At 71.7% G+C, this 23,218-nt stretch carries 28 protein-coding genes; 10 read left to right on the top strand and 18 right to left on the bottom strand.

Annotated elements, in window-relative coordinates; translation table 11 throughout:
• Positions 1 to 11: 11 nt before the first annotated feature.
• Together ACSJDX_RS09120 and mscL are read left to right on the top strand one after the other, a co-directional pair.
• Positions 12 to 311 carry an FmdB family zinc ribbon protein gene (locus ACSJDX_RS09120; protein WP_438352371.1) on the top strand — a complete coding sequence of 100 codons (300 nt, stop codon included), beginning with the start codon at positions 12 to 14 and terminating at the stop codon, positions 309 to 311.
• A gap of 33 nt (positions 312 to 344) precedes the next feature.
• Complete coding sequence (mscL, locus tag ACSJDX_RS09115) at positions 345 to 806, top strand: large conductance mechanosensitive channel protein MscL (protein WP_438352370.1); 462 nt, start codon at positions 345 to 347, stop codon at positions 804 to 806.
• A gap of 4 nt (positions 807 to 810) precedes the next feature.
• On the opposite strand, the gene ACSJDX_RS09110 is transcribed toward mscL, so the two are convergent.
• Positions 811 to 1,023, bottom strand: coding sequence for a hypothetical protein (locus ACSJDX_RS09110; protein WP_438352369.1), 213 nt, complete (start codon positions 1,021 to 1,023; stop codon positions 811 to 813).
• On the bottom strand, positions 1,010 to 4,738 hold the full coding sequence (locus ACSJDX_RS09105; protein ID WP_438352368.1) for an AAA family ATPase: 3,729 nt from the start codon (positions 4,736 to 4,738) through the stop codon (positions 1,010 to 1,012). The genes ACSJDX_RS09110 and ACSJDX_RS09105 overlap by 14 nt, the downstream gene beginning before the upstream one ends.
• 190 nt (positions 4,739 to 4,928) lie before the next feature.
• Here ACSJDX_RS09105 and ACSJDX_RS09100 point away from each other — a divergent pair, with 190 nt between their 5' ends.
• Positions 4,929 to 5,438: a methylated-DNA--[protein]-cysteine S-methyltransferase gene (locus ACSJDX_RS09100; protein ID WP_438352367.1), complete on the top strand. Its 510-nt coding sequence runs from the start codon at positions 4,929 to 4,931 to the stop codon at positions 5,436 to 5,438.
• 29 nt (positions 5,439 to 5,467) lie between these two features.
• Here the strand turns inward: ACSJDX_RS09100 and ACSJDX_RS09095 are convergent, their stop codons facing one another.
• Complete coding sequence (locus tag ACSJDX_RS09095) at positions 5,468 to 7,093, bottom strand: solute symporter family protein (RefSeq protein ID WP_438352366.1); 1,626 nt, start codon at positions 7,091 to 7,093, stop codon at positions 5,468 to 5,470.
• Positions 7,090 to 7,434 (bottom strand): DUF485 domain-containing protein, encoded by a 345-nt coding sequence (locus ACSJDX_RS09090; protein ID WP_438352365.1) that lies wholly within the window; start codon positions 7,432 to 7,434, stop codon positions 7,090 to 7,092. The genes ACSJDX_RS09095 and ACSJDX_RS09090 overlap by 4 nt, the downstream gene beginning before the upstream one ends.
• 137 nt (positions 7,435 to 7,571) lie before the next feature.
• Here ACSJDX_RS09090 and ACSJDX_RS09085 point away from each other — a divergent pair, with 137 nt between their 5' ends.
• The 3 genes from ACSJDX_RS09085 to ACSJDX_RS09075 all read left to right on the top strand — a co-directional run bounded on the left by ACSJDX_RS09085 (position 7,572) and on the right by ACSJDX_RS09075 (position 9,268).
• Entirely contained in the window at positions 7,572 to 8,426 is an 855-nt protein-coding gene (locus ACSJDX_RS09085; RefSeq protein ID WP_438352364.1) for a response regulator transcription factor, read from the top strand.
• 101 nt (positions 8,427 to 8,527) lie between these two features.
• Positions 8,528 to 8,875, top strand: a complete 348-nt coding sequence (locus tag ACSJDX_RS09080) for a histone-like nucleoid-structuring protein Lsr2 (RefSeq protein ID WP_438352363.1) — start codon at positions 8,528 to 8,530, stop codon at positions 8,873 to 8,875.
• Positions 8,876 to 8,983: 108 nt separating this feature from the next.
• Positions 8,984 to 9,268, top strand: a complete 285-nt coding sequence (locus ACSJDX_RS09075) for a Fe-S cluster assembly protein HesB (protein WP_438352362.1) — start codon at positions 8,984 to 8,986, stop codon at positions 9,266 to 9,268.
• Positions 9,269 to 9,354: 86 nt separating this feature from the next.
• Here the strand turns inward: ACSJDX_RS09075 and ACSJDX_RS09070 are convergent, their stop codons facing one another.
• Together ACSJDX_RS09070 and ACSJDX_RS09065 are read right to left on the bottom strand one after the other, a co-directional pair.
• Positions 9,355 to 10,110 carry an SDR family NAD(P)-dependent oxidoreductase gene (locus ACSJDX_RS09070; protein WP_438352361.1) on the bottom strand — a complete coding sequence of 252 codons (756 nt, stop codon included), beginning with the start codon at positions 10,108 to 10,110 and terminating at the stop codon, positions 9,355 to 9,357.
• 32 nt (positions 10,111 to 10,142) lie between these two features.
• Positions 10,143 to 10,934 carry a hypothetical protein gene (locus ACSJDX_RS09065; protein ID WP_438352360.1) on the bottom strand — a complete coding sequence of 264 codons (792 nt, stop codon included), beginning with the start codon at positions 10,932 to 10,934 and terminating at the stop codon, positions 10,143 to 10,145.
• Between the two features lie 65 nt (positions 10,935 to 10,999).
• Between ACSJDX_RS09065 and ACSJDX_RS09060 the strand changes: the two genes are divergently transcribed.
• Positions 11,000 to 11,392, top strand: a complete 393-nt coding sequence (locus ACSJDX_RS09060) for an ester cyclase (RefSeq protein WP_438352359.1) — start codon at positions 11,000 to 11,002, stop codon at positions 11,390 to 11,392.
• 24 nt (positions 11,393 to 11,416) lie between these two features.
• On the opposite strand, the gene ACSJDX_RS09055 is transcribed toward ACSJDX_RS09060, so the two are convergent.
• From ACSJDX_RS09055 to ACSJDX_RS09035, 5 genes are all read right to left on the bottom strand, one after another.
• Positions 11,417 to 11,629, bottom strand: a complete 213-nt coding sequence (locus ACSJDX_RS09055) for a hypothetical protein (RefSeq protein WP_438352358.1) — start codon at positions 11,627 to 11,629, stop codon at positions 11,417 to 11,419.
• Positions 11,630 to 11,728: 99 nt separating this feature from the next.
• Positions 11,729 to 12,517 carry a thermonuclease family protein gene (locus tag ACSJDX_RS09050; RefSeq protein ID WP_438352357.1) on the bottom strand — a complete coding sequence of 263 codons (789 nt, stop codon included), beginning with the start codon at positions 12,515 to 12,517 and terminating at the stop codon, positions 11,729 to 11,731.
• Positions 12,518 to 12,614: 97 nt separating this feature from the next.
• Complete coding sequence (locus tag ACSJDX_RS09045) at positions 12,615 to 13,721, bottom strand: fatty acid desaturase family protein (RefSeq protein WP_438354960.1); 1,107 nt, start codon at positions 13,719 to 13,721, stop codon at positions 12,615 to 12,617.
• Positions 13,722 to 13,847: 126 nt separating this feature from the next.
• Positions 13,848 to 14,168 (bottom strand): hypothetical protein, encoded by a 321-nt coding sequence (locus ACSJDX_RS09040; protein WP_438352356.1) that lies wholly within the window; start codon positions 14,166 to 14,168, stop codon positions 13,848 to 13,850.
• Between the two features lie 182 nt (positions 14,169 to 14,350).
• The gene (locus tag ACSJDX_RS09035; protein WP_438352355.1) at positions 14,351 to 15,193 is read right to left on the bottom strand and encodes a helix-turn-helix transcriptional regulator; all 843 of its coding nucleotides are present in this window, start codon (positions 15,191 to 15,193) and stop codon (positions 14,351 to 14,353) included.
• Between the two features lie 101 nt (positions 15,194 to 15,294).
• Here ACSJDX_RS09035 and ACSJDX_RS09030 point away from each other — a divergent pair, with 101 nt between their 5' ends.
• Positions 15,295 to 16,005: an SDR family NAD(P)-dependent oxidoreductase gene (locus ACSJDX_RS09030; RefSeq protein ID WP_438352354.1), complete on the top strand. Its 711-nt coding sequence runs from the start codon at positions 15,295 to 15,297 to the stop codon at positions 16,003 to 16,005.
• A gap of 63 nt (positions 16,006 to 16,068) precedes the next feature.
• Here ACSJDX_RS09030 and ACSJDX_RS09025 read toward each other — a convergent pair whose 3' ends face one another.
• From ACSJDX_RS09025 to ACSJDX_RS09000, 6 genes are all read right to left on the bottom strand, one after another.
• The gene (locus tag ACSJDX_RS09025) at positions 16,069 to 16,731 is read right to left on the bottom strand and encodes a VOC family protein (protein WP_438352353.1); all 663 of its coding nucleotides are present in this window, start codon (positions 16,729 to 16,731) and stop codon (positions 16,069 to 16,071) included.
• A gap of 116 nt (positions 16,732 to 16,847) precedes the next feature.
• Positions 16,848 to 17,909 carry a nuclease-related domain-containing protein gene (locus tag ACSJDX_RS09020; RefSeq protein ID WP_438352352.1) on the bottom strand — a complete coding sequence of 354 codons (1,062 nt, stop codon included), beginning with the start codon at positions 17,907 to 17,909 and terminating at the stop codon, positions 16,848 to 16,850.
• Positions 17,910 to 17,911: 2 nt separating this feature from the next.
• A complete protein-coding gene (locus ACSJDX_RS09015; protein WP_438352351.1) occupies positions 17,912 to 18,124 on the bottom strand; it encodes a hypothetical protein in 213 nt (70 codons plus the stop codon).
• A 137-nt stretch (positions 18,125 to 18,261) separates the two neighbouring features.
• Positions 18,262 to 19,143 carry a PIG-L family deacetylase gene (locus tag ACSJDX_RS09010; protein WP_438352350.1) on the bottom strand — a complete coding sequence of 294 codons (882 nt, stop codon included), beginning with the start codon at positions 19,141 to 19,143 and terminating at the stop codon, positions 18,262 to 18,264.
• Between the two features lie 4 nt (positions 19,144 to 19,147).
• Positions 19,148 to 19,714: a methyltransferase domain-containing protein gene (locus tag ACSJDX_RS09005; RefSeq protein WP_438352349.1), complete on the bottom strand. Its 567-nt coding sequence runs from the start codon at positions 19,712 to 19,714 to the stop codon at positions 19,148 to 19,150.
• Positions 19,715 to 19,891: 177 nt separating this feature from the next.
• Entirely contained in the window at positions 19,892 to 20,341 is a 450-nt protein-coding gene (locus ACSJDX_RS09000; protein WP_438352348.1) for a GNAT family N-acetyltransferase, read from the bottom strand.
• A gap of 78 nt (positions 20,342 to 20,419) precedes the next feature.
• Here ACSJDX_RS09000 and ACSJDX_RS08995 point away from each other — a divergent pair, with 78 nt between their 5' ends.
• Entirely contained in the window at positions 20,420 to 20,746 is a 327-nt protein-coding gene (locus tag ACSJDX_RS08995) for a nuclear transport factor 2 family protein (RefSeq protein WP_438352347.1), read from the top strand.
• A 22-nt stretch (positions 20,747 to 20,768) separates the two neighbouring features.
• On the opposite strand, the gene arfB is transcribed toward ACSJDX_RS08995, so the two are convergent.
• Positions 20,769 to 21,206, bottom strand: a complete 438-nt coding sequence (arfB, locus tag ACSJDX_RS08990) for an alternative ribosome rescue aminoacyl-tRNA hydrolase ArfB (protein ID WP_438352346.1) — start codon at positions 21,204 to 21,206, stop codon at positions 20,769 to 20,771.
• Positions 21,207 to 21,335: 129 nt separating this feature from the next.
• Between arfB and ACSJDX_RS08985 the strand changes: the two genes are divergently transcribed.
• The gene (locus ACSJDX_RS08985) at positions 21,336 to 23,210 is read left to right on the top strand and encodes an alpha-amylase family protein (RefSeq protein WP_438354959.1); all 1,875 of its coding nucleotides are present in this window, start codon (positions 21,336 to 21,338) and stop codon (positions 23,208 to 23,210) included.
• The last annotated feature ends 8 nt before the right edge of the window (positions 23,211 to 23,218 follow it).

Raw genomic sequence — 23,218 nt, 5'->3', positions numbered from 1 at the left:
CGAGAGAGCCCATGCCCACCTACGCCTACGCCTGCAAGCAGTGCGGTCACCGCTTCGACGCGGTGCAGTCCTTCGCCGATCCCACGCTCACCGAGTGCCCCGAATGCGGCGGCGTGCTGCGCAAGGAGTACGGCTCGATCGGCGTGACCTTCAACGGCTCGGGCTTCTACCGCACCGACTCGCGCTCCGGCGGCACCGGCGACAGCACGTCCCCCTCGAGCCCTGCGGCCGCGTCGAGTGGCGACGCCGGGTCATCTTCGCCATCATCGAAGTCGGAGACGAAGGCCTCCCCGGCCGCGACGGCATCCTGATCGTCGCCGGTCGGAGACACTGAGGAGTACGACATGATCAAGGGCTTCAAGGAGTTCATCCTCCGCGGGAACGTCATCGACCTGGCCGTCGCGGTGGTCATCGGCGCCGCGTTCACCGCGATCGTGACGGCCCTCGTGCAGGGGCTCATCAATCCGCTCATCGGCGCACTGTTCCAGGTGGGCGACCTCAGCCACTGGGTCTGGGAGGTCCCGACGATCACGGGCGGCACGTCGACCTTCGAGTTCGGCAACATCATCGTGGCGATCATCAACTTCCTCGCGGTCGCGGCGATCGTGTACTTCGTGTTCGTCATGCCGATGAACCACTTCAAGGAGCGCGCCGCGGCCAAGGCCGGCGTGGAGAAGGAGCCGGACGAGCCGCAGCTGCCCACCGAGCAGGAGCTGCTGGTGCAGATCCGCGACCTGCTCGAGAAGAGCGGCGCGACAGCTCCCGCGGCTCCGTCGCAGACGCTGCGCCGCGACCTCAACCAGTAGCGCGTCAGTAGTGCGGCGGCTTGTCCGCTCGCAGCCGCGCGTCGTTGGGCCCGGAGCCTTCGGACGAGTCGGATGCCGCGGCATCCGCCTCCTCGTCCGCGGGGACGGGTTCCGCCGTCGACCCGGGCGCGGGCGTCAGCCGGGCACGACGGCTGCCGACGACCTTCTCGACGCGCTGACGGGCGTTCTCGGGCGCGGGGTGCTCAGTCGCCGACATCGAGCGGCTGCGTGTCGGCGTCGGACGTGCGGGTGGGCGCCTCCATCCCGAGCAGCCCGGCGATCTTGACCGCGACCGCGGCGGGGTCGCTGTAGAGGTCGAACGCGTGCACGCGCACGTAGTGCCAGCCCAGACGGCGGAGGATCTGCGGGCGCAGTCGCAGCGATTCGCGCAGCGAGTCCCCCGTGGTCTCGGGGTCGCTCTCGGCGACCACCGCCTTGCCGCCGTGCTGCGCGACCAGCGGCAGCAGTCCGCGGTAGTGCACGTCGACGGCGATGCCGAGGCGGCGCAGCTCGCGGGCGAGGGCGAGGGTGAGCGGGTCGGCGAGGTCTTCGAGCCGCGCCTCGCGTGCACGGGCGGCGATGCCGCCGAGGATGCCCATGAGGGTGGCGGCGCCGTGCTCGAGTCGGCCGTCGTCGAACGCCGAGGGGCGGATCGAGGACACGATCACCATCGAGCGGCGGGCGCGCGTCATCCCGACCGTGAGCAGGCGCTCTCCGTCGGGGGTCGACAGGTCGCCGAAGTCGCTCAGGACGCGGCCGTGCTTGGTGAGCCCGAACCCGAGCGAGAAGATCACGCGGTCGCGGCTCTCGGCCACCGACTCGTCGAGGCTGAGCACGGCGAAAGGCTCGGCGGTGTCGCGCGAGACGAAGTCCGCGACATCGGATCGGCCGGCGAAGGCGGCATCCACCGCGGCGCGTACCCGTTCGGCGTGGCGCGGCGACGCGGTGACGACCATGAGCGACTCGGATCCGCGGTTGACGGCGTGCTCGACGACGAGGGTCACCACACGCGCCACCTCGGCATCGGGGCTCTCCACCGCACCGGTGATCGGGTGCGGCGCACCGGTGCCGCCCTCGACGTAGTCGACGCTCAGGCTGCCGCGGCCGAGGTAGGAGCCGGCCCATGGCAGCGACACGATCTCGCCGCCGTAGAACGCGTCGTTGACGAGCTCGGCGAGATCCTCTCCTCCGGCGCGGTAGCTGCGGGTGAGGGTCTCCACAGGCAGCAGGTCGGCGAGCCGCTCGAAGACGGACACGGCGTCGAAGGGCTCGTGCGCGTCGTCGTCCGACGGCGCGGGCACGCTCGAGGCGACACGGAAGGGCGTGGGCTTCTGGGTGACCGGGTCGCCGAACACCACGATCTGGCGGCCACGGCGCAGCGCGGGTGCCGCCTCGGCGACGCAGAGCGCCGCGGCATCCGCGATCAGCACGACGTCGAAGTCGTACTCGGCGGGGATCGAGGGCACGTCGTAGGGCGAGGCGATCCACACCGGCGCGAGCGTGCGCAGCAGGGCGGGCGCGACGCCGATGAACTCCTCGGGAGTGGTCGCACCGTTCTTCAGGGCGCGCTTGAGGGCGTCGGCCTCGTCCGCGCGGTCCACGATCCCGATGCGCCACTGGGTCGCGAGGGAGGCGGCCAGGAGCGGGCCGGATGCGGCGGCGTGCGCCTCGTCGACGAGCCGGAAGTCGCGCTCGAGCCGGTCGACCACGGCCGTGTTGGCTCCGAGCAGCGCCCGGTCGGAGGTCAGCAGATGCTCGAGGGCGGACTGCCACCAGGCGTACTCGAGTTCGGCGCCCACCCGGTCCTCGGGCACGTGGCGCACCGACAGCTCGAGCAGCAGCGGCTCGAGGCCGAGCGCGGCCAGGCGGGTGCGCAGCGTGGCGCGCTCGACGAGGTTGTCGAACACCTCGGACTCTGCCGCGAGCCCCGCGAGCGTGCGCACCAGGGTCTTCACCGGCAGGCCGACGAGCCGGTCGGCGTCGCTGCGGCGCAGCACGGTGTCGATCTCGCCGAGTTCGGCGTCGACGCGCTGCCAGGCCACGTGCACGTCGGCGAGCCCGAGCGGCACCTCGGGAGTGACCCCGGCGTCGACGAACCGCTGCCACTCGGTGCGCTGCTGCTGCACGCGCACGAGCGCCTCGTACATGTCGGGCATGTGCACGCCCGGGCGCAGGTACTCGCGGGAGAGCCGCTTGAGCCGACGTCGGTTGGCGCTGGTCATCTCGGGCGAATCGCGCCGCGGGCCGTGCGCCTGGATGAGCTCGCCGAGCGGACGCTCGAACACGGTCGGGCTGAACTTGTCGAGCGAATCGCGGATGCCGCGCAGCACGCGCAGGTAGATGCCCAGCTCCGCGAGGGTGTGGAACGGACGCATCCGCGTCTGCGCGATGAGCTCGTAGCCGCGCTCGAGCAGCGCCGGCACATCGCGACGGTGGAGCTTCGCCGCGAGATCGTGGGCAGCACGCGCGGACTCGGTGGTGGAGAAGGTGACGCCGTACCAGGGCGAGTCGTCGGGGCCGAAGCGGAACTCGCCCAGTCGCGCGGCGTCGGCGAGCATCTTCGCCGCCTCGGGGCGGGTGTGCGCCAGCCGCGCGAGCGTGGGCTGGTCGAACCGGGCGGCGGTGGCCGGCTGCGGGGTGCGGGCGGCCAGCCCGGTGAGCGCGCGGAGGATCTCCAGCGCCGAGACGCCCAGCCCGTCGTGGCGACGGGTGACCGCCGAGCGGTAGTCGCGCAGCACGCCGCGCAGCCGCACCAGCGCGTCGTCGATGTCGGCGACCTTGGGCGTCTGCGCCTTCTCGTTGCGGCCGATCGCGCGGATGAGGTCGCGCTGCAGGTGACGGGGCGTGACGGCCAGTCCGCCGAGGCCGATGCCGGCCAGTCGGTGCCGCACCCCCTCGAGGGTGGAGCGGCGGGCGCTCACCACGAGCACGCGCTTGCCTTCGCGCACGAGCGCGCCCACGGCGTTGATGACGGTCTGGGTGCCGCCCGTGCCGGGGAGGGTGTGCACGGCGAGCGAGTGGCCTGCGGTGATGCGTGCGAGCACGGCCTCCTGCTCGGCGTCGGCGTCGAGCAGGAGCGTGTCGGCGGCGGGCGGGCGCTCGTCGGGGTTGGGCGGGGTGACCGCCGCGCGGCGCACGGTGAACGCCTCGCGGTCGGCGAGGTGTCCGGCGAGGGCGTTGAGCACGGGGTGGTCGAGATCGGCGGCGTCGCGCTCCATCGCCGAGCCGATGTCGGCGTAGGTGGACACGACCAGCCGCGGTCGCACCGTGAAGGACTCGATCGACGAGGTGAGCGAGCGCAGCAGGTCGATCACCGGCTGCGGTTTGAACACGCCCTCGTCGTAGGCGGCGGCGGCCAGCGCGGGGGCGTTCAGACGCAGTCCGAACTGCGTGCGGAGCGCGCGGATGAACTCGGGGTTGACCGAGAACGAGCCGTGCAGCTTCAGTTCGAAGTCGGCGTGGTGGCGGCGGATCGCGAGCGGTCGCAGCAGCACCGGCGCGGTGAACGACTCGTCGCCCAGCATCCAGCTCGCCAGTCCCACGGCGAGGTGCACGGGCTCGATGCCGCGCGCGGTGCGCAGCTCGACGTTCTTGGTGGTGATGCGCTCGGCGGCCAGCCGCGCGTTGCGGAGGGCGACCTCGTCACGGAACAGACCCGACAGCAGCGTCGAGCGCCCCGTGATGAACTGCGGGAGGCTGCCGGGGTGCGCCTTGGTGATCTCGATGCCCGCGTCGGCGGCGTCGGAGAAGTGCAGCAGCGTCGAGCGCCCGCCCAGCTCCGCCGACTGCAGGCGCAGGCGGTCGCGCTCGGTGGCGGCGGCGTGCACGACGGTGACGCCGGGCTCGGACAGGTCGAGCCGGCCGGGATCCACGGATGCCGCGGCTCCGGCATCCTGTTCGCCGACCACGGCGCTGCTGTCTGCTCGCCACACACGGACACCCTACGGGCGGCGTGTCGCCGCACCTTGCACCGGACGCGAGTTTCGCGGTATTGGGGCGCATGTGACGGGTGTGAGGCATCCGCTCCTCCCCCGTGCGACCTCGACGCCGTCCGCGGACCAGCTGTGCACGGATCGGCAGGAGACGACGGATGCTGTCGCCCGGGGCCGTCAGGATGGGGTCATGACCGAGTTCCTCGCCCGTGTGACCCCCTCCCCCGTCGGCGACATCGTGATCGTCGCCGGCGACGAGGGGATCGTGACGCTGCACCCCTTCGAGGGACCGCTCGCGTTCGAGCTGGAGCGCGTCTCACTGCTGCTGCGCGCGCCGGTGGTGCCCGACGACGGGATCGGCGACGACGCCGTCGGGCAGCTCGACGAGTACTTCGAGGGCGAGCGCACAGGGTTCGAGCTCGACCTCGACTGGCGGCTCGTGTCGGGCTTCACGCTCGACGCCCTGCACGCGATCGAGCGGATCCCGTACGGCGAGACGGCGTCCTACGGCGAGGTGGCCGTGCTCGCCGGGCGGCCCGGCGCGGCGCGCGCGGCCGGCACCGCCTGCCGGCTCACGCCGTTCTCCGTCGTGGTGCCGGTGCACCGGGTCATCCGCGCCGACGGGTCGATCGGCGAGTACGGCGGCAGGCCCGAGGTGAAGCGCCACCTGCTGGAGCTGGAGCGCGGCGCCGGCGTGTAGGCCGCCGGCGCCGCGCATCCTTCCGCCGATCAGTGGGACGAGGCCTTCTCCGCTCCGAAGCCGGTGAGCGAGCGCACCTCCATCTCCGCCGCCTTGCGCGGGTCCTCCGCACGGCGCGACGTGACCGACCCGAGCCAGCCCAGGAGGAATCCGAGCGGGATCGACACGATTCCGGGGTTGTTCAACGGCCAGATCGCGACTCCGGTGTCCTTGAACACGCTCGTGGGCGTGCCCCAGAACACCGGCGACAGCACGATGAGGATCACCGCGGCCGCGAGGCCGCCGTACATGCTCCACACCGCGCCGCGCGTGGTGAACCGCCGCCAGAACAGCGAGAACAGGATCGTCGGCAGGTTCGCCGAGGCGGCCACCGCGAACGCCAGCGCCACGAGGAACGCCACGTTCTGGCCCTGCACCCCGATGCCTCCGACGACCGCGACGAGCCCGATCACCACCACGGTGCGCCGGGCGACCTTGACCTCGCTGGCCGGCGACGCGTCGCCCTTCTTGATCACGTTCGCGTAGATGTCGTGCGCGAACGACGCGGCGGCGGTGATCGTGAGCCCGGCGACCACCGCGAGGATCGTCGCGAACGCGACCGCCGAGATGAAGCCGAGCAGGATCGGCCCGCCGAGCTGCAGGGCCAGGAGGGGCGCCGCGGCATTCACTCCGCCCGGTGCGGCCATGATCGCCTCGGGGCCCACGAGCGCACCGGCGCCGTAGCCGAGCACGAGCGTCAGCAGGTAGAAGATGCCGATCAGCCAGATCGCCCACACCACCGACCGTCGCGCCTCCTTCGCGGTCGGGACCGTGTAGAAGCGCATCAGCACGTGCGGCAGGCCCGCGGTGCCCAGCACCAGCGCGATCGCGAGCGACACGAAGTCCCACGGATTCTTGCCGTACTGCAGCCCGGGTCCGAGGATGGCCTCGCCCTTGGGCGATGCGGCCACCGCGCTCTCGAGCAGCGTGTTGAGGTTGAACCCATTGATCGCGAGCACCCAGATCGTCATCACGAGTGCGCCGCCGATCAGCAGGAACGCCTTGACGATCTGCACCCAGGTGGTGCCCTTCATCCCGCCGATCAGCACGTACACGATCATCAGAATGCCGACCACCGCGATGACGATCGACTGCCCGATCGACTCCTTGATGCCCAGCAGCAGCGACACCAGTCCGCCGGCGCCGGCCATCTGCGCCAAGAGGTAGAAGAAGCAGACCGCGAGCGTGGTGATGGCGGCGGCCATGCGCACCGGCCGCTGCTTCAGGCGGAACGACAGCACGTCGGCCATCGTGAACTTGCCGGTGTTGCGCATCAGCTCGGCCACCAGCAGGAGCGCCACCAGCCACGCCACCAGGAACCCGATCGAGTAGAGGAACCCGTCGTAGCCGTTGATCGCGATGGCGCCGCAGATGCCCAGGAAGGATGCCGCCGAGAGGTAGTCTCCCGCGATCGCGAACCCGTTCTGCGGGCCGGTGAACGATCGGCCGGCCGCGTAGTAGTCGGCGGCGGTCTTGTTGTTGCGGCTGGCGCGCAGCACGATGAACAGCGTCACGGCGACGAACGCCGCGAAGATCGAGATGTTCAGGACCGGGTTGTTCTCGACCGTCTGGACGGCGGCGTGGACGGCGCCGAGCGCTGATTCGAGGGCGTTCACGACGCGACCTCCTGCTTCTCCAGCTCGGCGCGGATGGCCGCCGACTTCGGGTCGAGACGGCGGTTGGCGTAGGCGACGTAGGCCATCGTGATCGCGAAGGTGGTGACGAACTGCCCGAGGCCGAACAGCAGCCCGACGGTGATGTCACCCCACACGCGCTGCGACATGAACTCGGTCGCGAACGACGACAGCAGCACGTAGGCGAAATACCAGACGAGGAACGCGACGGCGAGCGGGAACACGAAACTGCGCTGCGTGCGCTTCAGCTCGACGAACGGCGGCGAGTTCTCGACGGCGACGTAGTCGATGCCGGCGGGCGGCGACGGGCGGGGGTCTGACATGGGGCCTCCTTGCCTCATGGACCGGCGCAGCACGGCGCCGGGCTGGGGAGCGGGCCGGCCGGGGGCGGCGAGCCCGGTGATACAGTCGACGCTACGAAGGCGGCGAAGTGGCCGTCACCCCCGGAAGTAGGTAGTGCGTGTTCGCACCCGTGGAGGCCGACAGCAGCGAGCAGCTGCTGGCGCGCGCGGTGGCCGACCTCGCACGCCGCACCCGCTTCCCGGTCGCCTTCGGCGGGCTCCAGCACGACGGCGCCATCCACGTCTCCTCGATCGTGGGCGCGCGCACGCGCAGCATCGACGGCCTGGTGGTGCAGTCGATGCGTGGTCTCGGCGGCCGCGCGCTCGTCGAGAAGCGACCTCGCGTCGCGCTCGACTACAAGGCCGCCCGCAGCATCACGCACGACTACGACCGCGCGATCCTGGGTGAGGGCATCTCCACGCTCTTCGCGATCCCCGTGGTGGTGTCCGGCTCGGCGCGGGGCGTCATCTACTGCGGCTCGTGGGCGGAGGCGCCGGTGGGGGACGTCGTGGCGCGCCCCGCCTTCGGTGTCGCCGAGGCACTCGCCACCGAGCTGCGCGTGCGCGAGGAGGTGGAGCGGCGGATGTCGCAGCTGCCCGCGACCGGATCCGTCCCGCTGGTGGCGGCTGCCCAGGAGGAGCTGCGCGAGACCTACGCCGAGCTGCGCTCCATCACGGCGTCGGTGACCGACGCGGCACTGCGCGAGCGGCTGGAACGGCTCGAGCGCCGCATCGCGTCGATCCCCCGCGACGACGCGCCGTCCTCCGACGAGACCGACATCCGCCTGACCGCACGCGAGACGGATGTGCTGGCGTGCGCGGCACTGGGCGCCACGAATGCCGAGATCGGTGAATCGCTGAATCTGAAGAGTGCGACGGTGAAGTCCTATCTCGCGTCGGCGATGGCGAAATTGGATGCCTCGACCCGCCATGCCGCGGTGGCGAAAGCCCGTCGCGTGGGAATTCCGCCGTGAATCGGCGGTCGCGCGAATAGCGTCGACGTTGCGTTTCTTCGAATTGCGACAAAGCCACGCGCCATTCTTCTTTTCCTGCGCGGAGGAATACACTTCCGATCATGGCTCGCAAGATCGTTCACCAGCTCATCGATGACCTCGACGGAACCCAGATCGAGGTCGGCGAGGGCGAGACCGTCCTGTTCTCCCTCGACGGCGTCGCCTACGAGATCGACCTCACCGACTCCAACGCGACGGAACTGCGCGCCGCTTTCGAGCGGTACCGGACGGCCGCGCGCCGGGTCGGCTCCGCCCGCGCCTCCGCATCCTCCGCCGCACCCCGCGCGCGGCGCGCCACCGGAAACGACACGTCCGCGATCCGCGCGTGGGCGAAGTCGAACGGATTCGACGTCTCCGAGCGCGGACGCGTTCCGGCATCCGTCGTCGAGGCATACGAAGCGGCCCACTGATTCCTTCCGCGAATATGTGAGTCCCCTCCGAATGGCGGCCGTGGGTTGCGCCTTCCGAGCATTCTCGGAATCGTGGCTGACCCAACGCCGATACGGAAGGGAGCAGAAATGCTCACACTCACCGAGAACGCCGCGACCGCCGTCACCTCCATCGTGACCGGCTCCCAGGTCGGCCCCGAGGCCGACCTGCGCATCCGCGAGGCGGCCGAGCCCGCCACCGGATTCGAACTGGGCATCAGCAGCACCCCCGAGCCGCAGGACGCGGTCGTCGAGGTGGCCGGTGCCCGCGTCTTCGTCGACCAGGAGGTCGTCCCGCTGCTGGATGACCGCGTGCTCGACGCCGAGGTCGCCCAGGACGGCGGGGTGCGCTTCGCCCTCGTGACGCAGGGCTGATCTCCCGGCACGGCCGAGATCCGTCCGACGAACCCCCGGTGCCGCTTGGCATCGGGGGTTCGTCGCGTGCAGGTGGAAGGGCGGTATCAGGGCAGGATCGACCCGCCCGAGATGTTGATGGTGGACGCCGTGATCATCGAGGCGCGATCGGATGCCGCGAACACCGCCGCGTTCGCCGCGTCGGCGGTGGTGGCGCCTCGGCCGAGCATCGTGTCGCCGGTGACCATCTCGAGGATCTCGGGCTGATCCTGCACGCCGTCGACCATCCCGCCCGTCTGGATCGTGACGCAGCGGATGCCGTGCCGGCCCAGCTCCGACGACAGCTGCCGCTGCAGCATCTCGGTCGCGGCGAGCGCGACCTGGAATCCGCCGATGCTGTAGTCGCGCACGGGGTCGCCGATGCCGCCGAAGAACAGCAGCACGCCCGACCCCTGCGGGATCATGTGCCGTGCGGCGGCGCGCGCCGTGAGGAACGTGGTGCGCACGGCCGTGTGCACGGGCTGCTCGAAGTCGGCGAGCGTCATCTCGGCGAGCGGAGTCCCTTGCACGTCGCCGACCGAGATGACGTTCATCGAGACGTCGATCGAACCCGCCGCGGCGGCGACCGCATCGGCGTGCGCGTCGACCTGCGCCTCGTCGAGGGCATCGACCTCCGCGGCCTCGGCGATTCCGCCTGCGGCCCGGATGTCGTCGACCACGGGGTCGAGACTCTCCCGATGCCGTCCGGCGAGGTGCACACGGGCCCCTTCGGCGGCGAACGCCCGCGACATCGCGGCGCCGACGAGCCCTCCCGCCCCGTAGACGATGACGTTCCGACCCTCGAGCAGCTTCTGACCCGTCATCCCTCCATGGTGGGCGGTGCGGTCATGCGGCGCTAGGGGGTCGGGCGCGCGGACGGCGGGCCGGTGGGCTGCGGAGGGAGCACCCGCCGGAACGCCGTGACGCTCTCGGACAGCGCGATCGGATCGCCGAGCGGCGGCGGACCGGCGAACGGTCCGACGGTGACGCTCAGCCGCCCGGTGACCCCGCGCAGCAGTCCGCCGCCGTCGGGGCCGACCGCTCCCCCGCATCCGGCGCTGAGCGCGGCATCCGCCGTCTCGTCTCGCGAGATCACGCACACGCCCGGGTAGTCCCGCGTCCGCGCGAGGTAGAGGTCGACGCCGTCGAGCCGGCCGAGGAAGCGCGTCGTCTCCGGCGCGATCGCCGGGACGAGTGCGGCGACCCCGTCGGCCGGCAGCTCATCGGCACCGGTCTGGGCGGTCGCGAACTCCGGGAAGGACGCGGCGGATGCCTCGGCCTCCGGCGGTCCGCCCGCCCCGGCGCCGACCGCGACCGAGACGACGACCGCGATCGCCGCTGCCGCCGCCACACCGCCGGCTGCGGCGGCGCGAACCCACCACCGGCGCACCGGCGGGCGGACCGGCTCCTCCGGCGCGGTGAGGGCGGCCGGGTGGAGTGGCGGTGGCTCGGCCGACGCGGCGCTGGGGAGTCTCTCCTCCCGCCCGGCGGCGTCGAGGGCGAGCGGGAAGCGGCGGCGGCGCGCGGCAGCCTCCAGCTCCTCCAGCCGAACAGCCTCCGACGGCGACAGCGGGTCGCCGCCGGACGGACCGTAGGCGCGCAGCTGCAGCAGCGCCAGCTCGCGCCGGTCGTCGACGGTCGGGTCCACGTCTCCAGTGTGGTCGGCGGGAGCGGGCGCGTCGAGGCATCCGTCCCCCGCCGGATAATGAGGGGATGGAATCGTGGGAGATGCGCGCGTGGCACGCGGACTTCCTCGAGGCCTGCAACCGCCACGACCTCGACGCGGTCCGCGACTTCCTCGACCCGGGCGTGCGGCGGGCGCACCTCCCCGGTGGCGCCGACGCATGGATCGCGGACCTCGACGAGCTGTTCCGGGCGTTCCCGGACTGGCGGTGGCGACGCATCCAGATCCTCGTCGAGGACGACCGCCTAGCCGTGCATCTGCGCGGCAGCGGCACGCACACGGGCGCTTTCCGCGGCGTCGCCGCGACCCGGCGGCACGTCAACGTGGCCGAGTTCGCGTTCCACCGCGTGGTGCAGGACCGGATCGCGGAGTCGTCCGGCACCGCCGACCACGTCGAGCTGCTCGCACAGCTGCGCGGGTGATCCGATTCCCGCGCGGCGCCGGTCTCAGACGCGAGAGAGCAGCGCCGTACCGAACACCATGAAAGCGCTCACCGCGGTGAGGGCGGAGGCGGCGCCGATGATCGTGATCACACCCATCCATCCGCCGACGGCGAGCAACGCGTTCATGACGTTGGAGCGCTCGCGCGGCCTGGAGCGCACGAGCGCGGTCGAGGTGGTCGGACGGACGGCGAGGGCGGTCGAGGGCTGGGCGGTCATACCTCGACGGTACGGAGCAGGCCACCGGGTGCGCGTCGTCCGCCAGGGTGATCCGGTGTACGCCAGGAGGACCATCTTCGGAGGCCCGGTCGACGCAGGCTACTCGCAGGCGAGCCCGTCGCCGTCGCCGTCGCCGTTGTGGCCGGTGCCCTGCGTGAACCAGGTGTAGATGGCGGCCTGGGCCGGATCGTCGCGGCTGAAGGGGCCGGTCGGGTGCCCGACCGTGTTCTGCTTCAGCTTCGTGCACGAGCCGTACCCGGTCCACCACGTGTCGGTCGCCGGAACGGCGGCGGGCGGCGCGGGGGCGGGCGCCACCACGACGGGCGCCGGCTCGACGACGGGCGCCGGCGGCGCCGCGGCCGCCGCGCATGCCGCCGTCACGACCTTTCGGCCCACGTCGAGCGAGGCGAGCTGCGCGGAGCGGTACTCGACCTCCCGCGGGTGCGCGGGGTACCCGTCGCGCGAGTCGTACCGGGCCACGGCGTTCCCGGCCTGCAGCTGCAGCATCCCGAGGTCGACGCCGCCCGCCGTCACGACGTAGCGGATCAGCCGCCCGTAGTCGTCGGTGTCGTTCTCGCCCGCGGGGAGGGTCAGCGTGACGGCGTCACCGGGCGCGACCGCGGAGGTGAGAGCGGCGGATGCCTCGTCGTGCCCGCACTCGCCGCGTTCGGGCGTGTCGATCCCGATGATGCGCACCGTGCCGGCGCTTGTCTCGATCGTGTCCCCGTCGACGACCGCGACGAGCGTGGCGGTCGCCGACCCTTCACCGACACCGGCGCGGTTCGATGCGACGCCGGAGCTCGCTGCGCCCGGCTGCGGCGTGCAGCCCGCCAGCGCGATCACGGCCGCCACCGCGACCACCGGCATCCACCTCGTCATGGATCGCATGTCGTCCCCCGTCCGTCCGCGCGGACATCGCGCGCCCGGCACCCCCGTGCCGTGATCCCCCGATCAGGACGAAGCTAGCAGGAACCGGCGACGGCGCTCAGGCGCGGCGGTACGTGGCGGTGACGGGGCAGTCGAACGGGTCGCGCGCGGCGAGTCCGACGCGGTTGAGGTAGGCGATCACGATGCCGTAGGAGCGCCACAGGGTGGTCTCGGTGTACGGCACGTTCAGGTGGGCGCACTGGTCGCGCACGATGCCGCGCGCCTTTGCGAGGTGGGGCCGCGCCATGCTGGGGAACAGGTGGTGCTCGACCTGGTAGTTGAGGCCGCCCATGAGCCACGTCGCCCACCAGCCGCCGGAGACGTTGCGCGAGGTGCGCACCTGCTTGCTGAAGAAGTCGAGCTTGGCGCCCGGCGCGATGACCGGCATGCCCTTGTGGTTCGGGGCGAACGAGGCGCCCATGTACACGCCGAAGACCGCGAGCTGCACGCCCAGGAACGCGAACGCCATGCCCAGCGGCAGGATCAGGAACACGGGGACCACGAAGATCGCGAAGCGGGCGAGCAGGAGACCGAGCTCCAGCATCCGCGCCTTGACCGGTCCGCGACCGAACACGTGACGGAACGCGAGCACGTGGAGGTTGATGCCCTCGAGCGTGAGCAGAGGGAAGAACAGCCAGCCCTGGCGCTTCGTGATGAGGCGGCGGAGGCCCCGGGCGGAGGAGGCGTCGACGTCGAGGAACGAGATCGTGTCGACATCGATGTCGGGGTCTTTGCCGACGCGGTTGGGGTTGGCGTGGTGGCGCGTGTGCTTGCTCGTCCACCACGAGTAGCTCAGGCCCACGATGCCGTTGCCGAGCACGCGGGCGAGGTGGTCGTTGGCCGGGCCGGACGTGAGGATCTGCCGGTGGGCGGCCTCGTGCGAGAGGAACGCGACCTGTGTGAAGAGGATGCCGAGGGCACCGGCCATCAGCAGCTGCAGCCAGTTGTCGCCCAGCAGGATCATGCCGGTGACGACGCCGCCGAAGGCGAGGGCGATCGCCACGCCGGTGAGCGAGTAGAACCAGGGGGCGCGGGCCAGCAGTCCCGTCTCGCGCACCACCTGCGACACCTCGGTGTAGGCCTGCGTGAGGGGTGGGAACTCCGCTGTTCCGGCGTAGGTCTGGCGGATGGGTCCGAGCGTCGGCTCGAGAGTGGTGGAAGAGATGACTGCACCCGATTCGGATCGTGACCGTTGGCCTGTGCGGAGCCAAGGGCAGATGCCGATCGCTGGCCTCAGACTACGTCAGGGCCTATGTCCGGGACGGAATGTTCAGGGTTTCCCAGACAGTGTTCAGCCGTTGCTCGAACGGGGGCTGCGACCGCGACGGGCGCTCCCGCGGGGCGGCAGGAACGGGCGGCGGATGCTGCGCCGCCCGTGCATCGGAACAGCCGGTCCGGCGGCGACGTCGAGGGAGGCGGCCACGGCCGAACTCGCGAGATCGCGGGTGGTGTGGCATCCGAGGTCGAGACCCACGGCGCTGTGCGCCTCGTACCCCTGCGGGGTGCGGGCGACGAAGCCGGCGTACTCGCCGTCGAGGGTCGCGACGAAGACGCCGTCGTCGGCGGGACGCCAGCGCAGGGCGTCGGAAGAGGAGGAGAGCGAAGAGAGCATGATCAATCTGGGGAGGGGGCGCTGTCGGGGCGGAGAGCCCGCGCAACGGCGAACGAGATGCGCCGCGGTGGCGGCGAGCGTCGAGGTGTCTGCTTCTCCACGTTGAGGCAGAGGTGACGCGAGGTGCCGGGGGTGCCGGTGGCGTCCACGGTAGCACAGGCGCCCGACGGCGCCCCGTGAGCTCAGACCAGGGACTGGGTGCCGAGCACGATCGCCAGCTCGAGCCGCTCGGCGTCGGCGCTGCCGGGGTCGGCGGTGTAGACCATGATGCGCAGGTCGTCCTGTGCGACGACGAGCGTGTCGCAGTCCACTTCGATCGGCCCGACGGTCGGGTGATCGATGATCTTGCGACGCGAGAGTTCGGTGGGCGCGGCATCCGTCACCGTCTGCCACAGCGCGTCGAACGTCGCACTCTCGGCGCGCAGCTCGGCGACCAGTCGGCGCAGGCGGTCGTCGTGCGGGTAGCGGGCCATGGTGGCACGCAGATCTGCCGTGAGCGCGCGCACCTGGGCGTCGTGCTCGTCGGCGGTCTGACGGGCCCGCGAGGGCGGCCCGAGGACGTTGCGCCACACGCCGTTGCGCTCGTTGCCGCGCAGGGCGGCGGTGGGGCCCATCAGTGCGTCGTACGGCGCGTTGGCCACGACGACGTTCCAGGCGGCGTCGTACACGATCACGGGGATGCCCGTGAACCGGTCGAGCAGTCGCTGCACGCTGGGCGGAACCCGCGCGGGCACGAGGCCCGCGCCGGGAGCGGCCCGACCGGCGAGCTGGAAGAGCTGGTCGCGCTCGGCGTCGGCGAGGCGCAGCGCCCGGGCCAGCGCCTCGACCACCTGCTCCGACGGGGCGGTCGCCCGGCCCTGCTCGAGGCGGGTGAGGTAGTCCACCGAGATCCCGGCGAGCGCGGCGAGCTCTTCACGGCGCAGGCCGGCGGCCCGGCGGCGTCCGCCGGAGGAGAGGCCGACGGCATCCGGAGCGACGCGATCACGCCACCGACGCACCGCGCTGCCGAACTCCCACGCTTCCATGCGTCCAGTCTGCGCGCATCCGGCCGCGCTGTGGTGGCCCTGGGAGTCCTACGAAAACGCGACGACTGTCTGCCGCCGCGTCGGAGGAGCATCGTGGAGCCATGACAACGACACTGATCACCGGGGCCAACAAGGGCCTCGGCAAGGAAACCGCCCGTGCACTGGTCGCCGCCGGCCACACCGTCTGGCTCGGCGCGCGCGACGAGACCCGCGGCCGCGCCGCCGCCGACGAGGTGGGAGCGCGATTCGTACAGCTCGACGTCACCGACGACGCCTCCGTCGCCGCGGCCGTCACCACGATCGCCGAGTCGGGCACCGGCCTGGACGTGCTGGTCAACAACGCCGGCATCGCCAAGCGCGGTGGCGGCATGAACGAGGCGCTCGACAGCGCGAGCGTGCTCGAGGTGTTCGACACGAACGTCGTCGGCATCGTGCGCATGACCGAGGCGGCCCTGCCGCTGCTGGATGCCTCGGCGAACCCCGTCATCGTGAACGTGTCGAGCGCGCTCGGCTCGTTCTGGGCGACGCACGAGCCGTCGCGACCGGCCTCGCACTTCGTGTCGAAGATCTACGGCTCGAGCAAGGCGGCCGTCTCGATGCTGACGGTGCAGTACGCGATGGCCCACCCCGGCATCAAGGTCAACGCCGTCGAGCCGGGGATCACGGCCACGGAGCTCGGCGGCGGCGATCCGGGCAGTCACCCGGGGCGTCCGGCATCGGAGAGCGCCGAGGTCGTCGCCCGGATGGCGATGATCGACGCCGACGGTCCCACCGGCACGTTCCAGGAGGACCGGGGCGAGCTCGGCTGGTGACGGCGGTCGCCGTCGCGGGCAGCCGGTGAGGGCATCGGGGCTCCTCGCCGGCCCCGCATCCGCTCACTCGTACGTATCGGTCCAGGACGCGATGTCGACGCCGTGGTTGTCGGGCGAGGCGAGCGACCACCAGTCCGGCGCGTGGGTGTCGTCGACGAGACGCCCGCCGGCGGCGAGCGCCGCGTCCACGCGCGCCTGCGCCCGGTCGGCGGGCACGAAGACGTCGAGGTGCGTGCGGCCGCGCCCCGGCGCGTCGCCGGTGAGCGGATTGAACGCGAGCACGGGGCCGCTGCGCAGCGGATCGACCGCGTCGCCGTCGCCGAGCTCGGCGTAGCCGAGGGCGGCGGTGAAGAACGGGCGCACGTCGGCCGCCGAGTGCTGCGCGACGTAGAGGCCGATCGACTGCACGCGCGACGGGTCGGCGACGAGCCGCAGCCCCTCGGCCGCGTGCGACACGGCGGCGGCGAACTCCGGGGCGCCGTCGGGGATGCCGCCGTCCGCGCCGTTCGGCACGCGCACCACGACGGCCTCGGGACGCAGGTCGACGTCGGGCCGTACGCCCCACCGCTCCGCGGCCGCGACGACCGGGCCGACCAGACCCGCCGCTTCGGCGAGGGATGCCGCGGCGAACACCGCCTGCGGTCCGGTGGCCGTGACGCGCCATTCGCCGACGCCCGGCGCCCGATGGAACTGCGCCGGCGTGATCCTGCTCGACGATGCGCTCATCCCGATCCCCTTCGATGACGGCGCGGCCGCGATGGTCGCGCCGATCACGCTACGCCGGACCCCCGACACGCGGAACACATGCTCGCCGGGTCCGCTCCCCGGCGACCTCCCGCGGCTCAGCCCGCGCGCAGCATCCCGATGAGCGTCGTCACAGCGGTGCCCACCGGCCACGCGCACACCGCCAGCAGCACCGCGGTCGCCCACGCGAAGCGTCGACGGGCGGCCGACACGACGTCGTCCCGCAGCTGCGCGAAGCGGGCGAGATCGGCCGGCACGGCATCCGCCCCACCCCACGTCGCCGGCTCGACCGCGCGGTCCACCACGCGCTGCACCTGGTCGGGCGAGAGGACGACCGGCCGCTTCGACAGCCACCACACCAGCTGAGTCGCTCTCAACACGACGACCTCTGCGGGCCGGCCGCGCATCACGATGCTGCGCGCGCCCACGATCGCCACGATCGGGGTCACATCGACCCGCGCGCCGACCGCCGCGGTGAGCGCCTTGGCCGCGCGCCGGCCCTCGAAGGCGGCGTTGCGGAGGTGGTCGGTACGCTGCCCGTTCACCAGCAGCCGCGCGTCGCCGACCCACACCTTCCGGCCCTCGTGGAACTTCGCATTGATCGTGAAGACCCCTCCCGGCCCGATCACGACATGGTCGAGGTCGGCTCCCTTGCGGCCGACCGGCACGGCGTGGATCACCGTCCACCCGCCGCCGAGCTCGTCGAGCACCCGTCCGACCTCGAGCTCGCCGAGGGCGCCGAGGTACCACGGCCGGCTCTCCGCGGTGAGCGGGCTGCGGCCGAGCAGCCGGAAGAGCCACGACGGCGGCGGCGCGCTCTCCTGCTGCCGGAGGGTCTCGGCGATCACCGCCGAGGCCGGCGCGCGCAGCCGCAGACTCTCGGGCTCGACGAGGGCGCGGGCGGTCGCAGCATCCGTCGTCGGTACGGATGCGGCCTGCGTCGCCGACGCGGATGCCTCCTCCGTCGCGCTCGCGATCAACGCCCGCACCTCGGCCGGCGCCGGCATCTCGCCCGTGGTGCCCACCGCGCATTCGATGCAGCGCACCGTGCGACCGGACCGCTCGTAGATCGCGCGTGTTCCGGCCGCCAGCCGCGCGTCGCAGATGCGGCATCGACCGGAGAAGCGCAGGGTCATCCGGCGTTCGTCGATCGCGTCCACGCTCATAGCGGATCGATCCCCCTCGCGTTCAGATAAGCGCCCAACAGCGGCTCCGTGACGTCGTAGATCTCCGGCCCCCGCGGTCCGCCGATCGACACGTAGGTGATCGCGGGAGTCTGGTGCCACCACACCGGGTCAGGGTCGATCTCGTCGGTCAGCGCCCGGCACCACACCGGATGACAGACGTGGTCGTCGTCATCGTCGAGGTAGGGCATTGATCCACGTTCTCACCCTCGGGGCGCGGGATCCGCGATCTTGCGGAACGGCTGAGCGACTCCTGAGCCGTCTGTCGCGATATCGACGTTTCGTCGGTTGGTCAGGCGGTTCCCCGGGCCCGATCGGGTGGGCCGGCTCAGCCCGGGATGGACTCCGCGTCCGCGGCGGAGTGCCGCCCCGGCAGGAGCAGCCCGCTGTGCCTCTCGAGGTAGTGGCGCTGCAGCCAGTCTCCGAAGCCGCGCACCTGCAGGTACTCGTCCACGTGCCCGCGCGCCACAACCGGGTCGTGCGCCGCGTACGCGGCGAAGATCTCGAGCTTGCGCCGCAGGATGTCGGGAGCGATGTTGGCGGGAAGGTTCGCGTCGGGGTATCCGACTGCGTAGCGGGCGATCTCCGCGGGGATGCCCCCGTCTTCGACCACCGACGCGACGAGACGACCGACCGTCTGGTGATCGGGATGGTCTTCGCCGTGCGCGTCCTCGTAGCCGGGGTGGTGGGTGATCACCATGCTCGGCCGATACGCGCTCGCGAGGTGCGCGATGGTGCTGCGGAGCAGGTCGACGGTGATCCGCTGCCCGGTGTCGAGGGTGGTCATGGACGACAGCTCGCCCGAGAACAGCTTCGGCAGGGTCTGATACCCGGTGCCCCACCACCCTCCCCCGGTGAGCCCGCCGTCGGGCAGACGCAGGAACGAGAGCGAGACCGTGTCGTCGTCCACGGGATGCGTCAGGGTCAGGGTGACGCCGTGGGGAAGCGTGATCGTGCGGTCGATCCACTCGTTCCGCCGGTCGCGCATCGCGTCGTAGGCCGCCCGGATGCCGGCTTCGCGGCCGTCGACGTAGGGAGACATCCCTTTGCCGGCGTCCGACGCCGTGAAGAAGCAGGCGTGCGCCCGACCGCCCCTGTCGAGCGTGTGCATCAGCGTCGGGTTGGCGAAGATCAGGTCGTCGTCGTAGTGCGCCCAGATCATCAGGACGCTCTCCGCCGGTTCCTGCGAGTCCGGAGGGACGCCGCTCACGGGGTCACTTCCGTACGAAGAAGTCGAAGCGGTGGGCGTACGGCGTGTCGGGAATGAGGTGATCCGCGCCGACCGGCGGGAAGACCGCCCGCTCGAAGCGCTCGGCGAGCAGCGCATCCAGGCCCGCGACGCGCCGACCTTCCATGTCGTTCCAGCCGAGCACCAGCCAGCCTCCGGGGCGCAGGACCGTGGCCATCGCGTTCACACCGGTCGCGACGTCCTCGGGCTTGTTCAGCCCCCACCCGACCACGCCGTTGCAGACGATCAGGTCGAACATGCCCGCATCGAACACCGTGTCGAGCTGCGTCGCCGACACGGTGTGGTGCTGTCTGCTGGCGATCTTCTCGGAGGCCGGGTCGTAATCGACCGTCCAGTAGTCGACGCCGGCGAACAGCTTCGGGTACGAACGGGTGTACCAGGCGACGCCGATGTCGAGCACGCGCCGCACATCGTCGCGCGCGAGCATCCCGGGCACGATCACGTCCTCGAGGGCGATGCGGTCGGGCGTGGCGAGACGCCACCGCCCGTTCTTCCAGCGCATCTTGCTCCGCAGACGGATGCCGCGGGGCACCAGTCTCTTCAGCGCTTGCGGTGACATATCTCGGCCTGACGTCGGGATGTCACAGCTGCGACGTCGGCGCCGTGCGGTTCACGGTGCACGCACAGATGCGACTTTCCTGTCATCCCAGCGGTTCGCGTCGACATAGTCAAGCGGCGCGCCCGGGGACGGGGAAGGTGGGTTCGGAGGTCATTCCGGCACCTGTTCCATCGGGATGTGCGGGATGCCGTCTTCGACATACGTGGGGCCCGAGGTGCGGAAGCCGAACCGCGCGTACCAGTCCTCCAGCTGCAGCTGCGCGTCGAGCCGGATCGTGGCGGCGGGGTCGAGGGACACGCATCGCTGCACCGCCTGCCGCATGAGATCGGCGGCCAGACCGCGGCCGCGCGCCTGCGGGGCGGTGGCCACCCGTCCGATGCGCAGACCGTCGGCGTCCGTGAGGATGCGCAGCGTGGCGAGCACGTCGTCGCCGTCGGCGGCCCACAGCAGCTCGGCGCCCGGCTCGATGTCGCGACCGTCGATCTCGGGATACGCCGCCTGCTGCTCCACGACGAACACGTGCACGCGCAGCCAGAGCACCCGGTAGAGCACCGCGGGCGACATCTCCGCGACGGGCGCACGGAAGTACTCGATGGTCATCCTCCGACGCTACCGCCGCGCCGGCCGGTCGCCGAACGCGCAGTGGACTCCACGCCGACGGCGCGCGAGGATCGCACCATGAGCGACACTCCTTCCCCCATCTCCGCGTTCATCGACGCGACGAACAGCGCTGATTCCGACGCATTCGTCGCCGCCTTCGCGCCCGACGGCTCCCTGGATGACTGGGGCCGCGTCGCCCGTGGCCACGACGCCATCCGCGAGTGGGACCGCACCGACAACATCGGCAAGCACTCGCACTTCGACCTCGTCGACCTCGCGCGCGAGTCGGACGACACCTATCTCGTGCACCTCGCCGTGACCGGTGACGGCTTCAACGGGACGAGCCCGTTCCGCTTCGTCCTCCGCGACGGTCTCATCGAGAGCGTGACGATCGTCCCGGACTGACCTGCGGACGCCTACCGGCCGGTCACTCCCCCGGCGGTCGCCGGAGGCGCTTGACGTCCGTCCGCCGGCGCTTGCCCTCGAGCCGCCGCTCCTTCGAGCCGCGCGTCGGCTTCGTCGCGCGGCGCGGTGCCGCGGGCGGACGGAGCGCCTCTGCCACCAGGGCGGTCATCCGCTCTCGCGCCGCCTCCCGGTTGCGCAGCTGGGCACGATGCTCGGATGCCGCGACCACCAGCATTCCGTCGACGAGTCGGCCCTTCAGCCGCTCGAGCAGCCGCTCGCGCTGCACCGAGGAGAGCACGGGCGAGCGCGCGGCATCCCACACCAGCTCCACACGCGAGTCGGTGGTGTTCACGCCCTGCCCGCCCGGGCCCGAGGAGCGCGAGAAGCGCCACGACAGCTCCGCCTCGGGAATGGTCGTGCCCGCTGTCACCCGCAGACCGGGGCGATCCGCCGCACTCATGCCCCCATCCTCCCCGACGCCTGGTGGCCGAGCCTGTCGACGCGTCGTCCCCCACGTGCGTGGGCGTGCGGTCGGGCGCGCCGTAGCCTTCCGCGGGGGCGGTGCGAGAGAGTAGGTCTCGTGCCACCACTGAGCGATGACGTCACCGCCGACGTCGCCCGCATCGTCGCGACGCTGCCTGTCGCCGACCCCGACTTCCTCGCCCGCGTCGACGAAGAGCTCCCCCGCCTGCACGGCCTGTTCCGCACGCTCTACGGCGACCGCGACGACAGCGCGGAGCGCCTGGCATCCGTCGTCTCCCTCGCCGCACGCTCCTGGCAGGAGCGGCCGCCCGAGCTGAAGGCCCACGACCACACCCGCGAGGCAGAGCCGACGTGGTTCGAGTCGGAGCGCATGCTCGGCGGGGTCTGCTACGTCGATCGCTACGCGGGCGGGCTGCGCGGCATCCGGGATCGCATCCCGTACTTCCAGGAGCTGGGGCTGACGTACCTGCACCTCATGCCGCTGTTCGAGAGCCCCGAGGGCAACAGCGACGGCGGCTACGCGGTCTCGAGCTACCGGCGGGTCGACCCGAAGCTCGGAACCATGGCCGAGCTCAAGGATCTTGCCGCAGACCTGCGCGAAGCGGGCATCTCGCTCGTGGTCGACTTCATCTTCAACCACACGAGCGACGAGCACGAGTGGGCACGCAAGGCCGTCACGGGCGACCCGCGTTTCGACGACTTCTACCTGATCTACCCCGACCGCACGATGCCCGACGCGTACGAGCGGACCACGCGCGAGATCTTCCCCGACGATCACCCCGGCTCGTTCGTGCAGCTCGCCGACGGACGCTGGGTGTGGGCGACGTTCTATCACTTCCAGTGGGACCTCAACTACGCCAATCCCGCCGTCTTCGAGGCGATGGCCGGCGAGATGCTCTTCCTCGCGAACCAGGGAGTGGAGGTGCTGCGGATGGATGCCGTCGCCTTCATCTGGAAGCGTCTGGGCACCCCGTGCGAGTCGCTCCCCGAGGCGCACCTCCTGCTGCAGGCGTTCAACGCGGTGCTGCGCATGGCCGCCCCGAGCCTGCTGTTCAAGTCCGAGGCGATCGTGCACCCCGACGAGGTCTCGGAGTACATCTCCCCCGGCGAATGCCGCCTGTCCTACAACCCGCTGCAGATGGCGCTCACGTGGGAGGCGCTCGCGACGAGGGACGGACGGATGCTGCAGCAGGCCCTCGCACGCCGCCACGCCCTCCCCGCGGGAACCGCGTGGGTGAACTACGTGCGCAGCCACGACGACATCGGCTGGACGTTCGCCGACGAGGATGCCGCCGAGCTCGGCATCCACGGGCACTCCCACCGCCGCTTCCTCAACGACTTCTACGTCGGCCGCGTCGACGGCTCGTTCGCGAAGGGTGTGCCGTTCCAGGAGAACCCGCGCACCGGCGACGCGCGCATCGCGGGGACCACGGCCTCCCTGGCCGGCATCGAGACGGGCGACGCCGGCGGCGAGGACCGCGTCGTGCTCGCCCACGCGCTCGCCCTGTCGACCGGCGGCATCCCGCTGCTGTACCTCGGCGACGAGGTGGCGCAGCTCAACGACTACGCCTACCTGTCCGATCCGGCCGAGGCGGGCGACAGCCGCTGGGTGCATCGCCCCCGGCGCGTCGACGGGGACGTGGACCGCGCGGATGCCTCGACGCCCGCCGGCCGCGTGTTCGCACGGCTGTCACGGCTGATCGACGTGCGACGCGCGACCCCCGAGTTCGCCGGCAACGAGCTGATCCCGTTCGACGCGCACGTCGATGCGATCGTCGCGTTCCTGCGCCCGGGCGCCGACGGTGGCGTGCTCGTGCTCGCGAACGTGAGCGATCACGCGGCATCCGTCGACGCCGTCACGCTGTCCGGGTTGGCCAGCGACACCGAGGATCTCGTCGAGGGCCGGCGGGTGTCGCTCCACGATGGTCTCGAGGTCGCGGCGCACGCCGTCCTCTGGCTCCGCGTCACCCACCGCACCTGACCGCTCGC

The organism is Microbacterium fluminis, from assembly GCF_051549805.1.
Lineage (GTDB): Bacteria > Actinomycetota > Actinomycetes > Actinomycetales > Microbacteriaceae > Microbacterium.
This window is presented reverse-complemented; position numbering and strand designations above follow the sequence as displayed.

Bases quoted from the DNA above. Each gene is read 5' to 3' on its own strand.
- ACSJDX_RS09075 (WP_438352362.1), top strand. From the start codon at position 8,984: ATGCTCACACTCACCGAGAACGCCGCGACCGCCGTCACCTCCATCGTG.
- ACSJDX_RS09090 (WP_438352365.1), bottom strand. From the start codon at position 7,434: ATGTCAGACCCCCGCCCGTCGCCGCCCGCCGGCATCGACTACGTCGCC.
- mscL (WP_438352370.1), top strand. From the start codon at position 345: ATGATCAAGGGCTTCAAGGAGTTCATCCTCCGCGGGAACGTCATCGAC.
- ACSJDX_RS09055 (WP_438352358.1), bottom strand. From the start codon at position 11,629: ATGACCGCCCAGCCCTCGACCGCCCTCGCCGTCCGTCCGACCACCTCG.
- ACSJDX_RS09110 (WP_438352369.1), bottom strand. From the start codon at position 1,023: ATGTCGGCGACTGAGCACCCCGCGCCCGAGAACGCCCGTCAGCGCGTC.
- ACSJDX_RS09025 (WP_438352353.1), bottom strand. From the start codon at position 16,731: ATGAGCGCATCGTCGAGCAGGATCACGCCGGCGCAGTTCCATCGGGCG.
- ACSJDX_RS09030 (WP_438352354.1), top strand. From the start codon at position 15,295: ATGACAACGACACTGATCACCGGGGCCAACAAGGGCCTCGGCAAGGAA.
- ACSJDX_RS09040 (WP_438352356.1), bottom strand. From the start codon at position 14,168: ATGCTCTCTTCGCTCTCCTCCTCTTCCGACGCCCTGCGCTGGCGTCCC.
- ACSJDX_RS08995 (WP_438352347.1), top strand. From the start codon at position 20,420: ATGAGCGACACTCCTTCCCCCATCTCCGCGTTCATCGACGCGACGAAC.
- ACSJDX_RS09080 (WP_438352363.1), top strand. From the start codon at position 8,528: ATGGCTCGCAAGATCGTTCACCAGCTCATCGATGACCTCGACGGAACC.
- ACSJDX_RS09100 (WP_438352367.1), top strand. From the start codon at position 4,929: ATGACCGAGTTCCTCGCCCGTGTGACCCCCTCCCCCGTCGGCGACATC.
- ACSJDX_RS09120 (WP_438352371.1), top strand. From the start codon at position 12: ATGCCCACCTACGCCTACGCCTGCAAGCAGTGCGGTCACCGCTTCGAC.
- arfB (WP_438352346.1), bottom strand. From the start codon at position 21,206: ATGAGTGCGGCGGATCGCCCCGGTCTGCGGGTGACAGCGGGCACGACC.
- ACSJDX_RS09060 (WP_438352359.1), top strand. From the start codon at position 11,000: ATGGAATCGTGGGAGATGCGCGCGTGGCACGCGGACTTCCTCGAGGCC.
- ACSJDX_RS09000 (WP_438352348.1), bottom strand. From the start codon at position 20,341: ATGACCATCGAGTACTTCCGTGCGCCCGTCGCGGAGATGTCGCCCGCG.
- ACSJDX_RS09015 (WP_438352351.1), bottom strand. From the start codon at position 18,124: ATGCCCTACCTCGACGATGACGACGACCACGTCTGTCATCCGGTGTGG.
- ACSJDX_RS09050 (WP_438352357.1), bottom strand. From the start codon at position 12,517: ATGCGATCCATGACGAGGTGGATGCCGGTGGTCGCGGTGGCGGCCGTG.
- ACSJDX_RS09070 (WP_438352361.1), bottom strand. From the start codon at position 10,110: ATGACGGGTCAGAAGCTGCTCGAGGGTCGGAACGTCATCGTCTACGGG.
- ACSJDX_RS09035 (WP_438352355.1), bottom strand. From the start codon at position 15,193: ATGGAAGCGTGGGAGTTCGGCAGCGCGGTGCGTCGGTGGCGTGATCGC.